This is a genomic window from Nonomuraea rosea, from assembly GCF_039539705.1.
Lineage (GTDB): Bacteria > Actinomycetota > Actinomycetes > Streptosporangiales > Streptosporangiaceae > Nonomuraea > Nonomuraea rosea.
In genome coordinates, this window is the sequence record NZ_BAABDQ010000007.1 from 125,048 (window position 1) to 141,936 (window position 16,889).

Sequence of the window (16,889 nt, forward strand, 5' to 3'; positions counted from 1 at the left end):
ATCGTGTCTGGGTATATGGCGAAATTTCATAGGGGAAGAGCAGCACGCCCAGGGTGAGCTGCCGGACGATCACCAGCCGCGGCCGGGCTGTGCACCAGGATCGCGCCGGTCAGCGCCGCCGGATCGCCGGTCCGAGCAGCAGCAGCCCGGCCGCCGACAGCACGCCGACCCCGCCGACCGAGAACCACAGCGCGCCCGTGCCGATCTCCAGCAGCGGCCCGCCGAGCAGCGGGGCCAGCACCGCGGCCAGCGACCAGGCGAACCCGAACAGCCCCGCGTACCGGCCGCGCAGCTCCGCCGGCGCCAGCGTGGCCACGACGGCGCCGGGGATGCCCGCCGTGATGATCTCGCCCGCGGTCCACACGGCGATCGTGGCGATCAGGCCCAGCGTGTTCGTGACGAACGCGGTCATCGCGAACCCGGCGCCCATCACGGCCATGCCCAGCGCCAGCGTACGGGCCGCGTCCCTGCGCCCCAGCCAGCCGGACACCAGCGGCTGCACGACGACGATCAGCACCCCGTTCAGCGCCATGGCCAGCCCGTACTGGCCCGGCGACAGCTTCACGACCTCGGTCATCGCGACCGGCAGCATGGTCATCGTCTGCGAGTAGACCAGCGCGTTGCCCAGGATGACGAGCGTGAAGCCGACCATGACCCGGTCGCGCAGCACCACGCCGAACCCGCCCGCGGACTTCCGCGCCTCCGGCCTGGTCTCCGGCACCGCCCGCCAGACCAGCACGGCGAAGAGCACGCTCGACACCGCGTCGATCCAGAACAGCCAGACGAACCCGAGCCCCGCCAGCCAGCCTCCCGCCGTCATGCCGAACGCGTAGCCGAGGTTGATCCCCCAGAACAGCAGCCCGTACGCGCGGGGCCGCTCGACCGGTGAGACCAGGTCGGCGACCAGGGCGTTCGAGGCGGGCCTGTAGACGTCGATCACCAGGCCGAGCAGGAACATCGCGGCCAGGATCGCGGGCAGCGAGGTGCTGTAGCCGAGCGCCAGCATGCACGCGGCGGTGGCCAGCATGCCGCCCGACAGCGTGGCCCGGCGGCCGATCCGGTCCGTGAGCACCCCGGCGAGGAGCTGCGACAGCAGCGAGCCCGCGCCGAACACGCCCATCACCAGGCCAGCCGTGGCCAGCGAGAGGCCGCGGCTCTGGGTCAGGTACACGCCGGTGAAGGGCATGACCATGGTGCCCAGGCGGTTCACGACCGTGCCGCCCCACAGGGCCCAGAACGGGCGCGGCAGGCCGCCTATCTGGGCGCGGAAGAACTGCGCGGCCTTCTGGGCCTGCTTTTGGGACTGCTTTTGGGGCGGCGGTCCGACGGAGACGGTTGACACGCGATAAGACTGATATTTGGGCTTTTGTTGCGCGAACGATTTAGTGCACACTAAAAGGATGTCCATAACCTGGGTGCTGAGGCCGGAGGACGTGGCGCGCATCCGGTTCGCGTTCTCCCCGATGTGGGAGCTCGTCGCGAGCCTGCGCACCCTCCAGGGGCCCGCCAGGCAGTCGATCCACCTGCCGTGGATCAAGGCCGTCCGGCCCCTGATCGACGGGCTGGACCTGGCCGAGCTGTTCGCGCTCGTGCCGCCGAGCGGCTACATCGCCGACTTCATCACGCCGCCGCCCGACACGCCGATGCCGGAGTTCGGGGCCGAGCTGGAACGGGTCAGGAGCGCGCCGCCCGAGCTGGCCCGCGCGGAGGTCACGAAGATCGCGGGGACCGACCCGGCGCTGCTGGAGCGGTTCGCGGCCGACCCGGAGGCGGGCGTGGCCCGGGTCGCGGACGCGCTCGAACGGTACTGGGAGACGTGTTTCGCCGAGTTCTGGCCCCGCGTGTACGGGCTGCTGGAGCGCGACGTCCTGCGCCGATCGCGGCAGCTCGCGCAGGGCGGTGCGCGGGAGCTGTTCGCCGGGCTCGACCCGGCCGTGGTCTGGACGGGGGAGCAGCTGATCGTCGACCGGCCGTGGTGCATGCTGGGCGGGCTGCACGGCGACGGGCTGGTGCTGGTGCCGAGCGCGTTCTGGTGGCCGGCGGTGGCGGTGATGTCGGCGCCGTACCAGTCGACGCTGGTCTACCCGGTGCTCGGCGTCGGCACCCTGTGGGACCAGGGGCCGCCGCCCGCGCCCGGCGCGCTGGCGGCCCTCATCGGCAGGAGCAGGGCGCGGATCCTGCTCGCGCTCGCCGAGCCCAGCACCACCTCCGCCCTGGCCGGGCGCATGGAGCTGACGCCCGGCGCGGTGAGCCAGCACCTCGGCGTGCTCAGCGGCGGCGGGCTCACGGTGGGGATGCGGGTCGGCAAACAGGTCGTCTACCGCCGCACCCCCGCGGGCGACATGCTCGCGGGCGGCACCGCCATGGGCGCCCATTGAGCGCCCGCTGAGCTCTCATTGAGCGCCCGCTGAGCACCCATGGAGGGCCGCCCGCTCTCAGGCGTAGCGCTTGGACTCCAGGAGCCAGTCCAGGTGGGCGCGCGGCGCGGCGAGGTAGGCGCAGGCCACCTTGGCGGCGTCCCTGGCCTCCTTCGGCCCGAGGTCGTCCAGCGGCAGCAGCCTGGCGGCCTTGCGCATGTCCTGGCAGCGCGCCGCGATGCGGTCCAGCACCCAGGCGATCGCCTCCCGCTCGCCCAGCCCGAGCTGGCGCATCGCGAGCACCACGAAGTTGTGCACGTCGCCGCGCTCCTTCGGCCGCGAGGCCACGTCGTTGCACCAGGCCGTGACGTCGCTGCAGGCGTCCACGAGCTGCTGCCACGCGTCGCACTCGTGCACCCAGGCCGGCACCTCCACCCGCAGGCACGGCTCGACCAGGTCGTAGACGTACGGGCCCACGGTGCCCCTGCGCAGCGCCGGATACTCCTCCAGCGTCGGCATCCGGCCGGAGGCCCTGTTGTCGGCCTCCGTACGGCAGGCGTCGTGCTGGCGTTGCAGCCCCACCGCGAACCTGGCCCGCCACTGGTCGCTCATCCGCGAGCTCGTCACCCGCCACAGGTCGGCGAAGGCCGCCTCCAGCGGATGGCGCGAGGCGCCCTTGAGCATGCCCTGGAAGATGTCCAGCGGGCACGAGCCTTCGTCCAGCTCGTCGTCCAGGTGGAACAGCCAGGTCAGCCACTGCGCGAACAGGGCGGCCGCGGCGGCGTCGAACTCGGCGAACGCGCGGCCGGCCATCCGGTGGAACCCGACCTCCGGATCGGCCCGCAGCCCGGTCCGCCTGGCCCAGTCGATGACCGCGGCCTCGATCGCGTACACGGCCGGGTGCATCCTGCACGGCGCCGCCATGGCGGGCACGCGTTCGATGAGCGGCAGCAGCGCCAGCGCGGCCGAGCCGCCCCTGCGAGGCAGCGGCATCATGGAGGCCAGCGCCGAGCGCAGCGCGGTGCGTACCGTGGCGAACACGGTGGTGCTCATCGTGGTGCTCACAGCGGTCCGAAGAGCCAGTTGCCGGGCGCGTTCGGGTCCTCGCTGCGGTAGAACTCGGCGGCGGCCAGGACCAGCTCGTCCACGGTGAGCGAGCCCCTTCCCGTCCGGTCCAGCCGGTCGAACGCCTCGTCCACGTCGTCGTAGGCGATGCCGAACGCGCACAGCATCGTACGGAACTCACCGGGCCGGATGCTTCCGTCCCTGTCGCTGTCGCACAGCTCCGCCACCGCCACGGTGGCGGGTCTGAACACCGGGTCGTACCGGTCTCCCCTGACGAACGCCGCCGCCATCCCCGTACGGAAGTCCGCACGCGCGATGCCGGAGTCGCCGTCGCGTTCGAGCGCGTACGACAGGGTGGCCCAGATGCCGTCGAAGCTGTCGACGAGGCTCGCCCCGGTGACCGACGTGGGGGACTCCCCGAAGCCCACCAGAATGCGGGCGCCCAGCCCCAGCAGATCCTCACGCTCGACGACGCCGTTCCCGCACGCGTCGATGTGGTCGAACGCCCGATCGAGCTTGTGATTGAGCAGGTCGATAGCCACCAATGCCTCCCCCGAGACTAACTGCGTGATCACAGTAAGTCTGGGCGGGCCCTTTGTCAGCGAGGCTCGCACCGGCACCCCCCGTAACGTGTGCGAAACACGGACACGGCATCCTGATAGGAGACCTGTTCTGTCTTATTGAGGGGATGCCTTGGACCGCCAGCAGGAGTTCGTGCTCCGCACGCTCGAGGAACGCGACATCCGGTTCATCCGGCTGTGGTTCACTGACGTGCTCGGCTTCCTCAAGTCAGTAGCGATCGCACCGGCCGAGTTGGAGGGCGCGTTCGCGGAGGGCATCGGTTTCGACGGCTCGGCCATCGAGGGCTTCGCCCGCGTCTACGAGTCCGACATGCTCGCCAAGCCCGACCCGGCCACGTTCCAGATCCTGCCGTGGCGCAGCGAGACGCCCGGCGCGGCGCGCATCTTCTGCGACATCCTCATGCCCGACGGCTCGCCGTCGCACGCCGACCCGCGCTGGGTCCTCAAGCGCACGCTCGCCAAGTGCGCCGACATGGGGTTCACCTTCTACACGCACCCGGAGATCGAGTTCTTCCTGCTGAAGAACCGTCCCGAGCCGGGCGTGCGGCCCGAGCCGATCGACTCCGGCGGCTACTTCGACCACACGCCCCACAGCTCCGGTCACGACTTCCGGCGCCAGGCGATCATGATGCTGGAGTCGATGGGCATCTCCGTCGAGTTCAGCCACCACGAGGGCGCGCCCGGCCAGCAGGAGATCGACCTGCGCTACGCCGACGCGCTGACCACGGCCGACAACATCATGACCTTCCGCCTGATCATGAAGGAAGTCGCGCTGGAGCAGGGCATCTGGGCCTCGTTCATGCCCAAGCCGTTCACCGAGCACCCGGGCTCCGGCATGCACACGCACATGTCGCTGTTCGAGGGCGACAGGAACGCCTTCTACGAGGCCGGCTCCGACTACCGCCTGTCGAAGATCGGCCGGTCGTTCATCGCCGGGCTGCTCAAGCACGCCGCCGAGATCACGGCCGTCACCAACCAGTGGGTCAACTCCTACAAGCGGCTCTGGGGCGGGGCCGAGGCCATCGCCGGGCTGGGCGGCGAGGCGCCCTCCTACGTGTGCTGGGGCCACAACAACCGCTCGGCCCTGGTCCGGGTGCCGATGTACAAGCCGCACAAGGGCGGCTCGACGCGCATCGAGTTCCGTTCGCTCGACTCGGCGTGCAACCCCTACCTGGCCTTCGCGCTCATCCTGGCGGCCGGGCTGAAGGGCATCGAGGAGAGCTACGAGCTGCCCGCCGCCGCCGAGGACAACGTCTGGACGCTGACCAGCGCGGAGCGCCGCGCCCTGGGCATCCAGCCGCTGCCGGGGTCGCTCAACGACGCGATCGAGGTCATGGAGCGCAGCGAGCTCGTGGCGGAGACGCTGGGCGAGCACGTCTTCGACTTCTTCCTGCGCAACAAGCGGTCGGAGTGGCGCGAGTACCGGCGCCACGTGACCGAGTTCGAGCTCGGCCGCTACCTGCCGGTCCTGTAGCCGTACCGGGGCGGGTCGCTGAGTGCCCGCCCCGATCATGACGTGAAGCCGGTGGCCGGGGCGGGCCCGGTGAGTGCCCGCCCCGGCCCTGTGCTCAGCCCTGGAACTCGCGGACCTCGATCGGCAGCAGGGCCACCGCCTTCGCCATCTTGCGGGCCCAGCCGAGCGCGGCCTCCATGTCGGGTGCCGTGATGACGGTGAACCCGCCGACGTGCTCCTTGCCCTCGGTGTAGGGGCCGTCGGTGGTGAGCACCTCGCCGCCGCGCAGCTGAACGACCTCCGCCTGCCCCGGCTGCTGCAGCGCGCCGGAGAAGACCCAGACGCCGGCGGCCTTCATCTCCTGTTCGAGGGCGATGAGGTCGCGCATGACGGGGTCCAGGATCTCGGGCGGGGGCGGGTCGCCGTCGGGCTGGAACATGGTGAGCAGGTAGCGCTTCATAAGAGGTTCCTTTTCGTCGCGGTCCTCGTTCTCAGTCCTTACACGAACGACCTCTGCCCGGATCGACACGCCCCGACGAAAAAAAGCGGGCCACGCCGTGGACGTGACCCGCTTTAACCCGAAATTTCTACTTATTGACGTACTTGTACAGGTACACCGCGGTCTTCTTGAGCTGGGCGGCCGAAGCCTTGCCCGTACGGTGCCTCTCCGCGGTGCCGACCGCCTGCTTCAGCGTCGTCTTGCCGTGCACCTTGGCCGAGCCGTTGTACACGCCGTGCGCGTAGTTCAGCCAGGCGGCCAGTAGTTCGCGGTCGAGCAGCGCCTTGGCGGCCTTGCTCTTCGGCTTGAGGATCTTGTACGCCTTGCTGAGCGAACCGGCGTTGCTCAGCTCGGCGAAGACCTTGCTGCCGTTCTGGGCGATCGCGAGGTAGCAGGTGAGCGTGGAGTCGCTCAGGGAGCCCTTGTTGCGCAGCATCTCGGTGGCCCAGGACGTGGAGCTCAGCGGCTTGGTGCCCTTGCCGCGCACGCATGTGTCGGGAACCGGGATCGGATCGCCGCCCAGGCTCGGGTTGTCGTCGAAACCTGGGTCGTCCGTCGGGTGCGACTTGGTGGGGGAGGGCTGCGGCTTGGCGGACGTCGGAGTGGCGGTCGGCGTCACCGTCGGGCTGACGGTCGGCGTCGGCGTCACTGTCGGAGTGACCGTCGGGGTCGGTGTGGGGGTCGGTGTGGGGGACTGGGTCGGCTTGGGCGGTGTGGCCTTTGCCAGGTCGATCCGCTTGGTCGTCACCTGAGCGCCGCCACTGGCGTAGGTGATGGCCTTGCCGGTCTCCTGCAGCTTGCTGACGAGGGCCTCGATGGGCAGGCTCGGGTACGCATGCCGCATGACCGCCAAGGCGCCGGCGACGTGCGGGGTGGACATCGAGGTGCCGCTCAGACTCTGGTAACCGTTGCCCGTCACTGCCGAGTTGATCTGCATGCCAGGAGCGAACAGGTCGAGCAGGGGGCCGGCGTTGCTGAAGCTGGCCACGGCGTCACCGTCGTCGGTGGCGCCGACCGTGACTGCCGCCGAGAGGCAGCCCGGACTGATGACGCCATCGGAGAATCCGTTGTTGCCCGAGGCGATGACCGTGGCCACGCCGAACTGCCGCAGCGTCACGACTTCATCCTTGAGCCCGTTGGCGCCGGGGATGTTGTCGCAGTGCGTGGTCTGCTTAGGGCCGCCGCCGAGGCTCATGTTGGCCGCGACGATCTTGAGTCCCGCGTGAACGCTGTCGACGTACTGCAGCGCGGCCTTCTGGTTGGAGGTGAAGCTGCCGACGCACGGCTTGGCGACGTGCAGGACCTCTTCGCACGCGTTGCCGTTGAGCCTGGTGAACACCTGGATGGGCAGGATGCCCGCTTCCGGCGCGACGCCGTCGGAAGGCGCGCCGGTCGTCTTCTTGCCCGCCGCGATGCCGGCCACGTGCGTGCCGTGGTAGCACAGATTTCCGGTGGGGCCGACGCACTTCGCGGTCTCCGCGTTCGCCGAGCCCGTGCCCGTCTGGGCCGTCTGGCCGTTCGGGCACAGCGATTGGGCCTGGTAGTACGTGTTGCCGTCGTTCGTGGAGAAGCAGGCCTCGCCCACGATCCGGCCGGCGAAGAACGGGTGGTCGAGGTCGATGCCCGTGTCGAGGATCGCGACCGTGGAGCCCTTGCCGGTCCAGCCGGCCACGTTGGCCTTGTCCGAGCCGATCAGCTTGGTGCTGACGTCGAGCGAGGCCGCGCTCAGCGTGTCCTCGTAGATGGCCTCGATGCGGTCGTCGGTCTTGAGCTCTTTGAGCGTCGCCTTGTCGAGGGTGGCGACCAGGAACTCGTCCGAGGACGTCTTGTCGACGACCTTGGTGTCAGCCGAGGCGTTCTCAGCCGTCTTGGCCACGGCGGCGACGCTCTCCCCGTGCTTGAGCTCGACGATGGCGCGTACCTTCTCGCCGCTCCGCACGTCGGACGTCACGCTGTTGGCGACTTCAGGGTCGCCGGTGGCCGCTTGCGCGGGAGTGCTGACGGCCAGAGCAGCCGTCATGGTGATGGCGAGCACAGAGGTGCCCGCCAGCAGAGACCGTAGTCTCACTGGTCCTCCGAGGGGGGTAAGCCGGTTCTGCAACGGACCGGCTGTCGAAAGAGGGACCGCCATCAGCGGATATGACGGGTGTGCGAGCACACTCAGCTACACCCGCGCCTCCCCGTGGCTGATGGTGTGGAAATCTCCCCGCTTATGCGTGTTCGGCAAGCGTATGGAGCGATCCATGTGTTTGGTGAGAATGAAGTTATTCCGTTATCGGGAATTTCCGGCTTGCCGCTTTAGGGGCGGATCTGCTGGTCCCTGCGGCGGACTACGTCACGTCGCCCCGGTGCTGCTCGGTGTTTTCCGAGGGGAGAAGGGTCAGCCGGAAGGGTGGCGGTTGCCTCCGGTGGGGCGGGCGCCGGTGCGGGCCTCGTCGAACAGGATGGCCTCCAGCAGCGCCGCCTCGGCCCGATCCACGATCTGGGCGCCTGCGGCGGGGGCCGGGTCGCCGGTCTTCACCCGCGTCACCAGGCTGTCCCATCTGCGCTGGTGGCGGGCGAACGTCTTCGCCGCGACCACCCTGCCCCTGGCTCGCTGGCCCGCCAGCGCCGCCTCGGCGGGCGCGTCCAGCAGGAGCAGGTGGAAGGTCGTGCTGTGCCGGCGGGCGAGCCAGGCGAAACCTCTGAGCACGTACGGGGCGCAGCCCCGGTTGTGGGCGATGACCGAGTGGCCGCGGGTCAGCGCCTGCCGGATGCGGCTCAGGTGGGTGGCGAAGACGACGGCCCGGCGGAGCGGGTTGGGGGCCCAGTCAAGCCTGCCGTACCAGTGCTGCCTGGACTGCACCGAGTCGATCACCACGACCGTGCCGACGGTGACGGGCAGGCTTTCCGCGCCGTGCAACCCGTACAGGCGTTGCAGCAGGGTGGTTTTGCCCGCGCCGGGCAGCCCGGTCAATATGACCAGAGACCCGGGCGGATACCGCAACATCGCCCCCTGCACAGGCTCACCCCGTAACATCCAGATCGTCGTCCCCTGCCGCGCCAGCATAGGGCGTGTGGTTCCAGACTCTCCGAGGTTGGCCGATCGTGCGCACCTTCGGGGCAAATCATCTTGTTCACGGGGTGAGCCTGGCTGTGAGCGAGGTCACCTCTTCGTGCAACCGGCTCTGCGCGGATCCGAGGTCGACCAGGGCTTTGCGCACCTCCGCGAGCTCTGAGATCACCTCGGCCAGCTCGGCCTCGGTGCGGCGGTCGAGTGCGGCCGTGCGTTCGAAGCGCTCGACGAACCAGGAGGCGATGGCCGCCGTCACGACGCCGAGCAGGGCGATCCCGGCGAGCATCAGCCCCGCCGCGACCAGTCGGCCCTCGGAGGTCACGGGGAAGCGGTCGCCGTACCCGACGGTCGTCATGGTCGTGAGCGACCACCACAGGGCGTCGCCGACCGTCTTGATGTTGCCGCCGGGGTCGACGCGCTCCGCGTCCAGGACGGCGACGCTGCCGACCAGGGCCAGGAAGATCGCGGTGCCGCTGACGTAGACGACGGCGCGCAGGCGCAGCGGGACCTTCACGCGCTCGGCGATGACGTGCAGCAGGAGCAGCGCCCGCAGCAGCCACAGCGGGCGGAGCAGCGGCAGGAGGACGACCAGAAGGGAGGGGATGTTCCTGATGAGGAAGCGCAGGCGCTGCGGGGCCAGGGCGACGCGGATCACGTAGTCGGCGGTGAACAGGGCCCAGGTGATGATCTGCAGGTACCAGAACGCGGTGCGCGCGGGGGCGGACAGGCCCGGGACGATGACGGGGACTGCCCAGCCGAGTAAGAAACCTGTGCCGATGATGAGGAGCCCGCCGCTGGTGCGGCGCTCCCATGAGGTCAGCCGGTCCATGCCGACAGTGTGCATAATCACGTCCGCCGCCAGTAGCCCTCCTGCGGTCGGACGGCCCGCCGCTGTGGGCTTCAACTGGCCGTACGCCTGTGCTTCTGTGGCGGGCCGGTATCGGGGGATTGGTCGCGGGACGTGGGAAATCCGGGATAAGGTACAGCCAACGCCTTGATCGGCCTCACTCCACCAGCGGTCCGGAGTGAGGCCGATTTTCGTTGCTTCTGACCCCCGAGTCACATCCGCGCCATGTGCGGTGCGTAACGTGCCGGTACCCCTGGTAGCAGGGATGCCTGGGTGGGGAAGTTTCGGGCCCCTTCGAGGCGTTACGTAGTGGTATCGAGCGGCGCCAGGACCCCCGACATCTGGCGAAACCGGGAGTCCAGTAAAATCGGCCTGCTTCTTATGATATTTCCGGACTTCTCGCCTTGTGTGGCGATATAGGAGGGTGTGGCATGACGACGGCTGCCCTGCAGACCGTGTTGACCGTTCCCGAGCGTTTCCGGGGACCCGTGGGCGTCGCCAACGGCGGCTGGATAGCGGGCACCATGGCCGAAGCGCTGAACGGTGGTCGATCAGCCGTCGAGGTCACGCTTCATGCGCCAACGCCTCTGGGGACCGAGTTGCGGCTGGAGCACGTGGCCAACTCCGTGTCCCTCTTCGACGGCGACAAGCTGCTGGTCGAGGCGATCCCCGTGGCCGAGGATCTGGAGGGCCCCGGCTTCGTGCCGTTCAACGACGCCGCCCGGGCCGAGGCCGGGTTCGTGGGCCTGAAGGCGCACCCGTTCGCGGAGTGCTTCGCCTGCGGCCTGCGTGAGCCCGGTGACGGTCTGCGCATCTTCCCCGGCCCGGTCGAGGGCACGGATCTGGTGGCGGCCGGCTGGCGGGTGCCGTTCACGGTGACGGGCGAGGACGGGGTGCCCGCCTCGATCGTGGGCGCGGTGCTCGACTGCATCACCGGCTGGGCGCACTTCGGCCCTGGCGAGACGGCGCTGCTCGGACGGCTCGCGGTGCAGATCCACCGCCCGGTGACGCCCGGCGGGCGATACTCCGTCGTGGCGCGGCCGACCGGTCGTGACGGGCGCAAGATGTTCGGTCAGAGCGCCATCTACGAGGCGGACGGGACGATCGTGGCCGCCGCTCGCGCCACGTGGATCGCTCCACGTTAGTCAGCCGTCACGCCGTACCGTGTGGCGGGTCCGGAGATCGGCTGTCATGCCACGTTCGTGTGGCGGCTCCGTAGATCGGTGCCGCCACATCGGCTGGTCAGGCCGGGGAGGTGAGCCGGTCCGTGACGGTCGTCGCGCAGCGGTCGTCGAACAGGATCGTGTAGTGGTTGCAGTCCGGCACCAGCTCGTCCCTGAGGCCGGGCAGCCGGGCGGCCCAGGGCAGCGCCAGCTCGTCGGGGAGCATGCCGGTCTCCTGGTCGAGGAGCCCGCGCGGTGCTCTGAGCAGGTGCAGCGGGGACTTGATCGCCTGCAGCGCGGCGGCGATCCGGTCCGCCTCCAGCCGGATCCACCGGCCGTCCTCCAGGACCGCCTCGCCGACGGCTCGTGAGCGCAGCGCGCCCTCCGGGCCGGTCAGGTCGTAACGTACGTACGCTTCGGCGTCGGCGTTCCAATGTCCGGCGAAGGCGGGATGCGCCCTGAAGAACTCGACGTACGCCTCCGCCGACGGGAACGTCTGCCGCAGCCTGGCGAGTGCCGGACCCAGTGACGCCTCCGTCGCGGCGTCGGCGTCCATCCCCTCGGGCAGCGGTGGCAGGGGCAGCCCGCCGTCCACCAGCACCACCCGGCCGAAGTCCCGCTCGGCGGCGGCGAGCGCGGCCACGTACGCGCCCATCGAGTGGCCGGTCAGCACCGCGTCAGGGCCCGCGCCGACGTGGTCGGCGACGCGCAGCACGTCCTCGGCGTGCCTGGGCAGGCCGTACGGGCCCGGCAGCGCGGCGCTGTGACCACGGCCACGGAGGTCCATCGCGACCAGCGACGAGCCTTCTGGCAGCCGCCGTGCCACCGCGCCCCAGGCCATGAGTGAGGCGGTGATGCCGTGCACCGCGATGATCGTGCGCGGGCCTGATCCTGCTCTGCCGATGCGCAGGCCGTCGAGGTCTTCGAATGTGAAGCTCATAGGCGGAGCTTAAGGACAAACGGGGTGGGGTGGCCTGGGCCGGTGGGCAAAGATTCCGCGTCGATGCCGCCCTGCTCGCGAGCGGGGGAGGGGGTGAGGCCCGGCCCTGGGTGGGGGCGTCGGGAGCCCGGCCGTCGTGGGTGGTGAGGGTGTGGGGAGCCCGGCCATCGTAAGTGGCGAGGGAGTGGGGAGCCCGGCTCACCGTGAGTGGCGAGGGCGTGGGAAGTCCGGCCCGTCGCGGGTGGCGAGGGTGGTGGGAAAGTTCGGATAATTTGCCGATATGCGCATCACGGTGATCGAGCATGAGGCTGAGGCAGGGCTCGGGTATTTGGCTGGGGCTGGCCTGCGACGTCGTACGGCCGTACCTGGGCGATGAGATCCCCGTGCGGCCGGCGGACGGTCTGATCGTGCTGGGTGGTGCGGCGGCCGCCTGGGAGGACGAGCGCAGCCCCTGGCAGCCCGCCACCCGCGACCTGCTGCGCCGTGCCGTGGACGAGGCCACGCCGACGCTGGCCATCTGCCTGGGCGCGCAACTGCTGACCATGGCCTGCGGCGGCACGGTCGAGCGGGGTGCGAACGGGCTGGAGGTGGGCGCCCGCGAAGTGGTCGCCCTGCCGGCCGCCGCCTCCGACCGGCTGCTGTCGGGCGCCGGTACGGCCGTGGCCGTCCAGTATCACCAGGACGCCATGACGCGGCTGCCCGATGGCGCGGTGCCCTTGATGACCGGCTCCCAGTACCCGAACCAGGCCTACCGCCTCGGTGAGACGGCCTGGGCGGTGCAGTTCCACCCCGAGGCCACGCCCGAGATCTTCTGCTCCTGGACCGAGGAGTCCGGGCTGGCGGCGGCCGGCGAGCTCAACGCCGAGGTCAAGGCCGCCGAAGGCGCGCTCGTCGCGACCTGGCGGCCGATGGCGGCGGCGTTCGCGGAGGTGGTCAGGGCCGGCGGTCGTACCTGAGGGCGCTCGCGCCTGAGGGCCTTCGCGCTGGGGGAGCGCGCGCTGGGGAGCGCGGGCCCGCGACGGTCAGAACCAGCGGTCGCCTCCGAGGAAGCGTCGTCGCGGGTGCGACTCTCCGGCCTGGACGGCTCCGGCCCGGACGGCTCCGGCTCGGACGGCTTCGGTTCGGACGGCTCCGGCCTGGACGGCTTCGGTTCGGACGGCTCCGGCCTGGACGGCTTCGGTTCGGACGGCTCCAGCCCTGCTACGGGGCCTGGTGAGCGCGTGCGCCAGCACGTGCACGCCGCCGAGCAGCGCGGGAAGCGCCGCCACCGCCGCCCACCCCGACCGCCCGGATGAGACCGGCACCCCCGCAGAACGCAGCCGCCGCCAGGCCCACACCGAGAACGGGATCACCACCACGGGCGCGGTGACCACCCCCGGCGTGTAGCCGCGCGTCGCGGCAGACTGCGCCAGGTGCGCCACCCCGTGCAGCCCGAACCCGGCCAGCGCCGCCTGGAACACCGGGCTGCGCCCGCCCGTACGGGCTCCTAACGCCGACGCCCCGGCCATGGCGACGCCCATGAGCCCGATGGCCACGTTCACGTGCCGCTGCGACACCTCCAGCCGGTCCCACGGCACCCGCGGATACCGCGACTCCAGCCGGGGCCGGGCCGTGCGCACCCACCCGGCCATGGTCGCCAGCTCCTCCGCGTCGTGCACGGTCCACGCGGCCAGCAACCCCCACGTCACCGTCCACGGCACAGCCCTCATGCCGGCCCCCATGCCCGCCCGTGCGCCGGCCGCCCGACGCGCCCCCGCCCCGGCAGCCTGGCCCGCCGCCCTGCTTCCCGTGGAAGACCCCATCCTTGCCCCCTCCGCTGAAACGCGAAACGCAACGCAACGTTGCGTTTAACTCTACGGCGAAACGCCGGGATGCTGTCAAGATGGAGGGGTGCCCAGGATCGAATCCACCGCAGCGAGGCTCGCCAAGCTCGGCTTCGCCGACGGCGCCAGGGCCGCCCAGCTCGTCCGGCAGGCAGGCGCCGAGCTGGACGACCTCCTCGAATCCCTGGTCACCGTGGCCGACCCCGACCAGGCGCTGATCTCACTGACCCGCCTGGCCGAGCGCGAACCGGCCGTGCTCGACACCCTCCGCCAGGACGAGCACCTGCGCTCCAGGCTGCTCGCCGTGCTCGGCGTCAGCGCGGCGCTCGGCGAGCACCTGGTGCGCCACCCCGGCCAGGTGGCGCTGCTCGCGAGGCCGGAGCTCGGTGACGCGCGGGCGGAGCTGCTGTGCGCGGTCGGCGCCGACCCGGACGACCCCGAGCCTCGCGCGACCGGCGAGAACACGCTGGTCGCGCTGCGCGTCGCCTACCGCGGCAGGCTCACGCACCTGGCCGCCCGCGATCTGACCCGGCAGGCCGGGCTGGGAGAGGTCACCTCGGAGCTGTCCGACCTCGCGGGCGCCGCGCTGGAGGCCGCGCTGGCCATCGCGCGGGCCGAGGTGGACGACAGCGAGGTACGCCTGGCGGTCGTCGGCATGGGCAAATGCGGCGCCAGGGAGCTCAACTACATCAGCGACGTCGATGTGATCTTCGTGGCCGAGCCGCGGGAGGGCGCCGACGAGACCAAGGCGCTGCGCGCCGCGACCCGGCTGGCCCAGGCCATGATGCGGGCCTGCACCGCGACCACGCCCGAGGGCTCGCTGTGGGAGGTGGACGCGGGGCTGCGGCCGGAGGGGCGGTCCGGGCCGCTGGTGCGCACGCTCGCCAGCCACCTGGCCTACTACAAGCGCTGGGCCAAGACGTGGGAGTTCCAGGCGCTGCTCAAGGCCCGGCCGGTGGCGGGCGACCTGGAGCTGGGCTCCGCCTACGTCGAGGCGGTCAACGACATGGTGTGGGCGGCGGCCACCCGCGAGCACTTCGTCGAGGATGTGCAGGCGATGCGCCGCCGGGTCGAGGCCCACGTGCGCCCCGAGGGCGAACGCCAGCTCAAGCTGGGTCCCGGCGGGCTGCGCGACATCGAGTTCGCGGTGCAGCTCCTGCAGCTCGTGCACGGCCGGCTCGATCCGCTGCTGCGCCGCAGGGCCACGCTGCCCGCGCTGGCCGCGCTGTCGCGGGGCGGCTACGTCGGGCGCGACGACTCGCGCGGGCTGGCGGAGGCGTACACGTTCCTGCGGCAGGTCGAGCACCTGCTGCAACTGCACCGGATGCGGCGTACGCACATCGTGCCCACCGACGAGGCCGACCTGCGCAGGCTCGGCAGGGCGCTGGGGATGACGGCCGATCCGGTGGGGGAGTTCACGGAGCGGTGGCGGCGGCACGCGATGGAGGCGCGCAGGCTGCACGAGAAGCTGTTCTACCGGCCGCTGCTGCAGGCGGTGTCGCGGCTGCAGGAGTCCGAGGCGCGGCTGTCGACCACGGCGGCCAAGGCCAGGCTGGAGGCGCTCGGCTACGTCGATCCCACCGGGGCGCTGCGGCACATCGCCAACCTCTCGACGGGGGTGTCCAGGCGGGCGTCGATCCAGCGCACGCTGCTGCCCGTCATGCTCGCCTGGTTCGCCGACACGCCCGACCCGGACGCGGCGCTGCTCGGGTTCCGGCAGGTCAGCGACAAGCTGGGCAGCACGCCGTGGTACCTGCGGCTGCTGCGCGACGAGACGGCGGTCGCGTCCAGGATGGCGCGCGTGCTGGGCACCAGCCGCTACGCGACCGGGCTGCTCATGCACGCGCCCGACGCGGTCGCGATGCTGGGCTCGGACGCGGAGCTGGCCGTACGCCCGCAGGAGTCGCTGCTGAGCGAGGCGTCGGCGGCGGTGTCCAGGCACGTCCCCACGGGCACTCCCACGCAAAGCCCCGCACAAAGCCCTGCACAAAGCCCTGCACAAAGCCCCGCACAAAGCCCCGCGCAAGCGGGCGACACCGCGCCCGCCAACGGCGGCGACCCGGAGACCGCGGTCGCGGCGGTGCGGGCGTTGCGGCGCAAAGAGCTGTTCAGGACGGCCGTGGCCGACATCTTCGGCCTGATCGACATCGAGACGGTCGGGCACGCCCTGTCGTCCCTGTCCGACGTGACGCTCCAGGCCGCACTCGACGCCGCCCTCGTCCGCGCCAGGAACGTCACCTCGTTCGCCATCATCGCCCTGGGCCGGCTCGGCGGCATGGAGAGCTCCTACGCCAGCGACGCCGACGTCATGTTCGTCCACTCGCCCCTGCCCGGCGTCGAGGAGCGCGAGGCCACCGACGCCGCCTACGCCGTGGCGAACGAGCTGCGCAGGCTGCTCTCGCTGCCCGCCCCCGACCCGCCGCTGATCATCGACCCCGACCTGCGGCCGGAGGGCAGGCAGGGCCCGCTGGTGCGCACCCTTGCCTCCTACCGCGCCTACTACTCGCGCTGGTCGTCGCCGTGGGAGTCGCAGGCGCTGCTGCGGGCCAGGTTCTCGGCGGGGGACGCGGCGCTCGGCAGGGAGTTCGTCGCGATGATCGACGACCTGCGCTACCCGCAGGACGGCCTGCACGACGACGCCGTCAGGGAGATCAGGCGGCTCAAGGCCCGCATGGAGGCCGAGCGCCTGCCGCGCGGCGCCGACCCGGCCCTGCACACCAAGCTCGGCCCCGGCGGGCTGTCCGACGTGGAGTGGGTGGCCCAGCTCCTGCAGCTCCGCTACGCCGGGACACTGCCGTCGCTGCGCACCACCCGTACGCTCGACGCCCTGCGCGCGGCCGTGGCCGAGGGGCTGCTGAGCCGCTCCGACGAGAAGGTGCTCGGCGAGGCGTGGCGCTTCGCCTCCCGCATCCGTGACGCGATCATGCTGGTCAAGGGCCGTCCCGGCGACAGCGTCCCGCGTGACGCGGGGGAGCGCAGGCTGATCGCCAGGACGCTCGGCTACCCGCCGGACGGCTCGGAGGACTTCCTCGACGACTACCGTCGCGTGACCCGGCGCGCACGGCGCGTGGTGGATCGGGTCTTCTACGGGGCTTGATCAATGACC

General features: G+C 71.1%; 14 protein-coding genes. 5 read left to right on the forward strand and 9 right to left on the reverse strand.

The annotated features are described in order from the left end of the window. Positions 1-109 precede the first annotated feature (109 nt). The gene (locus ABEA43_RS18915) at positions 110-1,342 is read right to left on the reverse strand and encodes an MDR family MFS transporter (protein WP_345563431.1); all 1,233 of its coding nucleotides are present in this window, start codon (positions 1,340-1,342) and stop codon (positions 110-112) included. A 58-nt stretch (positions 1,343-1,400) separates the two neighbouring features. Between ABEA43_RS18915 and ABEA43_RS18920 the strand changes: the two genes are divergently transcribed. Beyond that, entirely contained in the window at positions 1,401-2,378 is a 978-nt protein-coding gene (locus tag ABEA43_RS18920; RefSeq protein WP_345563433.1) for a DUF5937 family protein, read from the forward strand. A 57-nt stretch (positions 2,379-2,435) separates the two neighbouring features. On the opposite strand, the gene ABEA43_RS18925 is transcribed toward ABEA43_RS18920, so the two are convergent. Together ABEA43_RS18925 and ABEA43_RS18930 are read right to left on the reverse strand one after the other, a co-directional pair. Beyond that, positions 2,436-3,410, reverse strand: a complete 975-nt coding sequence (locus tag ABEA43_RS18925) for a terpene synthase family protein (protein WP_345563435.1) — start codon at positions 3,408-3,410, stop codon at positions 2,436-2,438. 8 nt (positions 3,411-3,418) lie between these two features. Continuing rightward, the gene (locus ABEA43_RS18930) at positions 3,419-3,964 is read right to left on the reverse strand and encodes an EF-hand domain-containing protein (protein ID WP_345563437.1); all 546 of its coding nucleotides are present in this window, start codon (positions 3,962-3,964) and stop codon (positions 3,419-3,421) included. A 151-nt stretch (positions 3,965-4,115) separates the two neighbouring features. Here ABEA43_RS18930 and ABEA43_RS18935 point away from each other — a divergent pair, with 151 nt between their 5' ends. After that, positions 4,116-5,477 carry a glutamine synthetase family protein gene (locus ABEA43_RS18935; protein ID WP_345563439.1) on the forward strand — a complete coding sequence of 454 codons (1,362 nt, stop codon included), beginning with the start codon at positions 4,116-4,118 and terminating at the stop codon, positions 5,475-5,477. Positions 5,478-5,571: 94 nt separating this feature from the next. Here the strand turns inward: ABEA43_RS18935 and ABEA43_RS18940 are convergent, their stop codons facing one another. From ABEA43_RS18940 to ABEA43_RS18955, 4 genes are all read right to left on the reverse strand, one after another. Then, the gene (locus ABEA43_RS18940; protein ID WP_345563440.1) at positions 5,572-5,916 is read right to left on the reverse strand and encodes a YciI family protein; all 345 of its coding nucleotides are present in this window, start codon (positions 5,914-5,916) and stop codon (positions 5,572-5,574) included. Positions 5,917-6,043: 127 nt separating this feature from the next. Next, positions 6,044-8,023, reverse strand: coding sequence for a S8 family peptidase (locus ABEA43_RS18945; RefSeq protein ID WP_345563442.1), 1,980 nt, complete (start codon positions 8,021-8,023; stop codon positions 6,044-6,046). Positions 8,024-8,335: 312 nt separating this feature from the next. Further along, positions 8,336-8,944 (reverse strand): AAA family ATPase, encoded by a 609-nt coding sequence (locus tag ABEA43_RS18950; RefSeq protein ID WP_345563443.1) that lies wholly within the window; start codon positions 8,942-8,944, stop codon positions 8,336-8,338. Between the two features lie 127 nt (positions 8,945-9,071). Continuing rightward, positions 9,072-9,839, reverse strand: a complete 768-nt coding sequence (locus ABEA43_RS18955; RefSeq protein ID WP_345563444.1) for a potassium channel family protein — start codon at positions 9,837-9,839, stop codon at positions 9,072-9,074. 449 nt (positions 9,840-10,288) lie between these two features. Here ABEA43_RS18955 and ABEA43_RS18960 point away from each other — a divergent pair, with 449 nt between their 5' ends. After that, a complete protein-coding gene (locus tag ABEA43_RS18960) occupies positions 10,289-11,002 on the forward strand; it encodes a PaaI family thioesterase (RefSeq protein WP_345563445.1) in 714 nt (237 codons plus the stop codon). A 97-nt stretch (positions 11,003-11,099) separates the two neighbouring features. Here the strand turns inward: ABEA43_RS18960 and ABEA43_RS18965 are convergent, their stop codons facing one another. Continuing rightward, positions 11,100-11,960 (reverse strand): alpha/beta hydrolase, encoded by an 861-nt coding sequence (locus tag ABEA43_RS18965; RefSeq protein WP_345563446.1) that lies wholly within the window; start codon positions 11,958-11,960, stop codon positions 11,100-11,102. A gap of 302 nt (positions 11,961-12,262) precedes the next feature. Here ABEA43_RS18965 and ABEA43_RS18970 point away from each other — a divergent pair, with 302 nt between their 5' ends. Beyond that, positions 12,263-12,916 (forward strand): type 1 glutamine amidotransferase, encoded by a 654-nt coding sequence (locus tag ABEA43_RS18970; protein ID WP_345563447.1) that lies wholly within the window; start codon positions 12,263-12,265, stop codon positions 12,914-12,916. Between the two features lie 66 nt (positions 12,917-12,982). On the opposite strand, the gene ABEA43_RS18975 is transcribed toward ABEA43_RS18970, so the two are convergent. Continuing rightward, positions 12,983-13,669, reverse strand: coding sequence for an HXXEE domain-containing protein (locus ABEA43_RS18975; RefSeq protein ID WP_345563448.1), 687 nt, complete (start codon positions 13,667-13,669; stop codon positions 12,983-12,985). Positions 13,670-13,850: 181 nt separating this feature from the next. Between ABEA43_RS18975 and ABEA43_RS18980 the strand changes: the two genes are divergently transcribed. Beyond that, positions 13,851-16,880 (forward strand): bifunctional [glutamine synthetase] adenylyltransferase/[glutamine synthetase]-adenylyl-L-tyrosine phosphorylase, encoded by a 3,030-nt coding sequence (locus ABEA43_RS18980; protein WP_345563450.1) that lies wholly within the window; start codon positions 13,851-13,853, stop codon positions 16,878-16,880. Positions 16,881-16,889 lie beyond the last annotated feature (9 nt).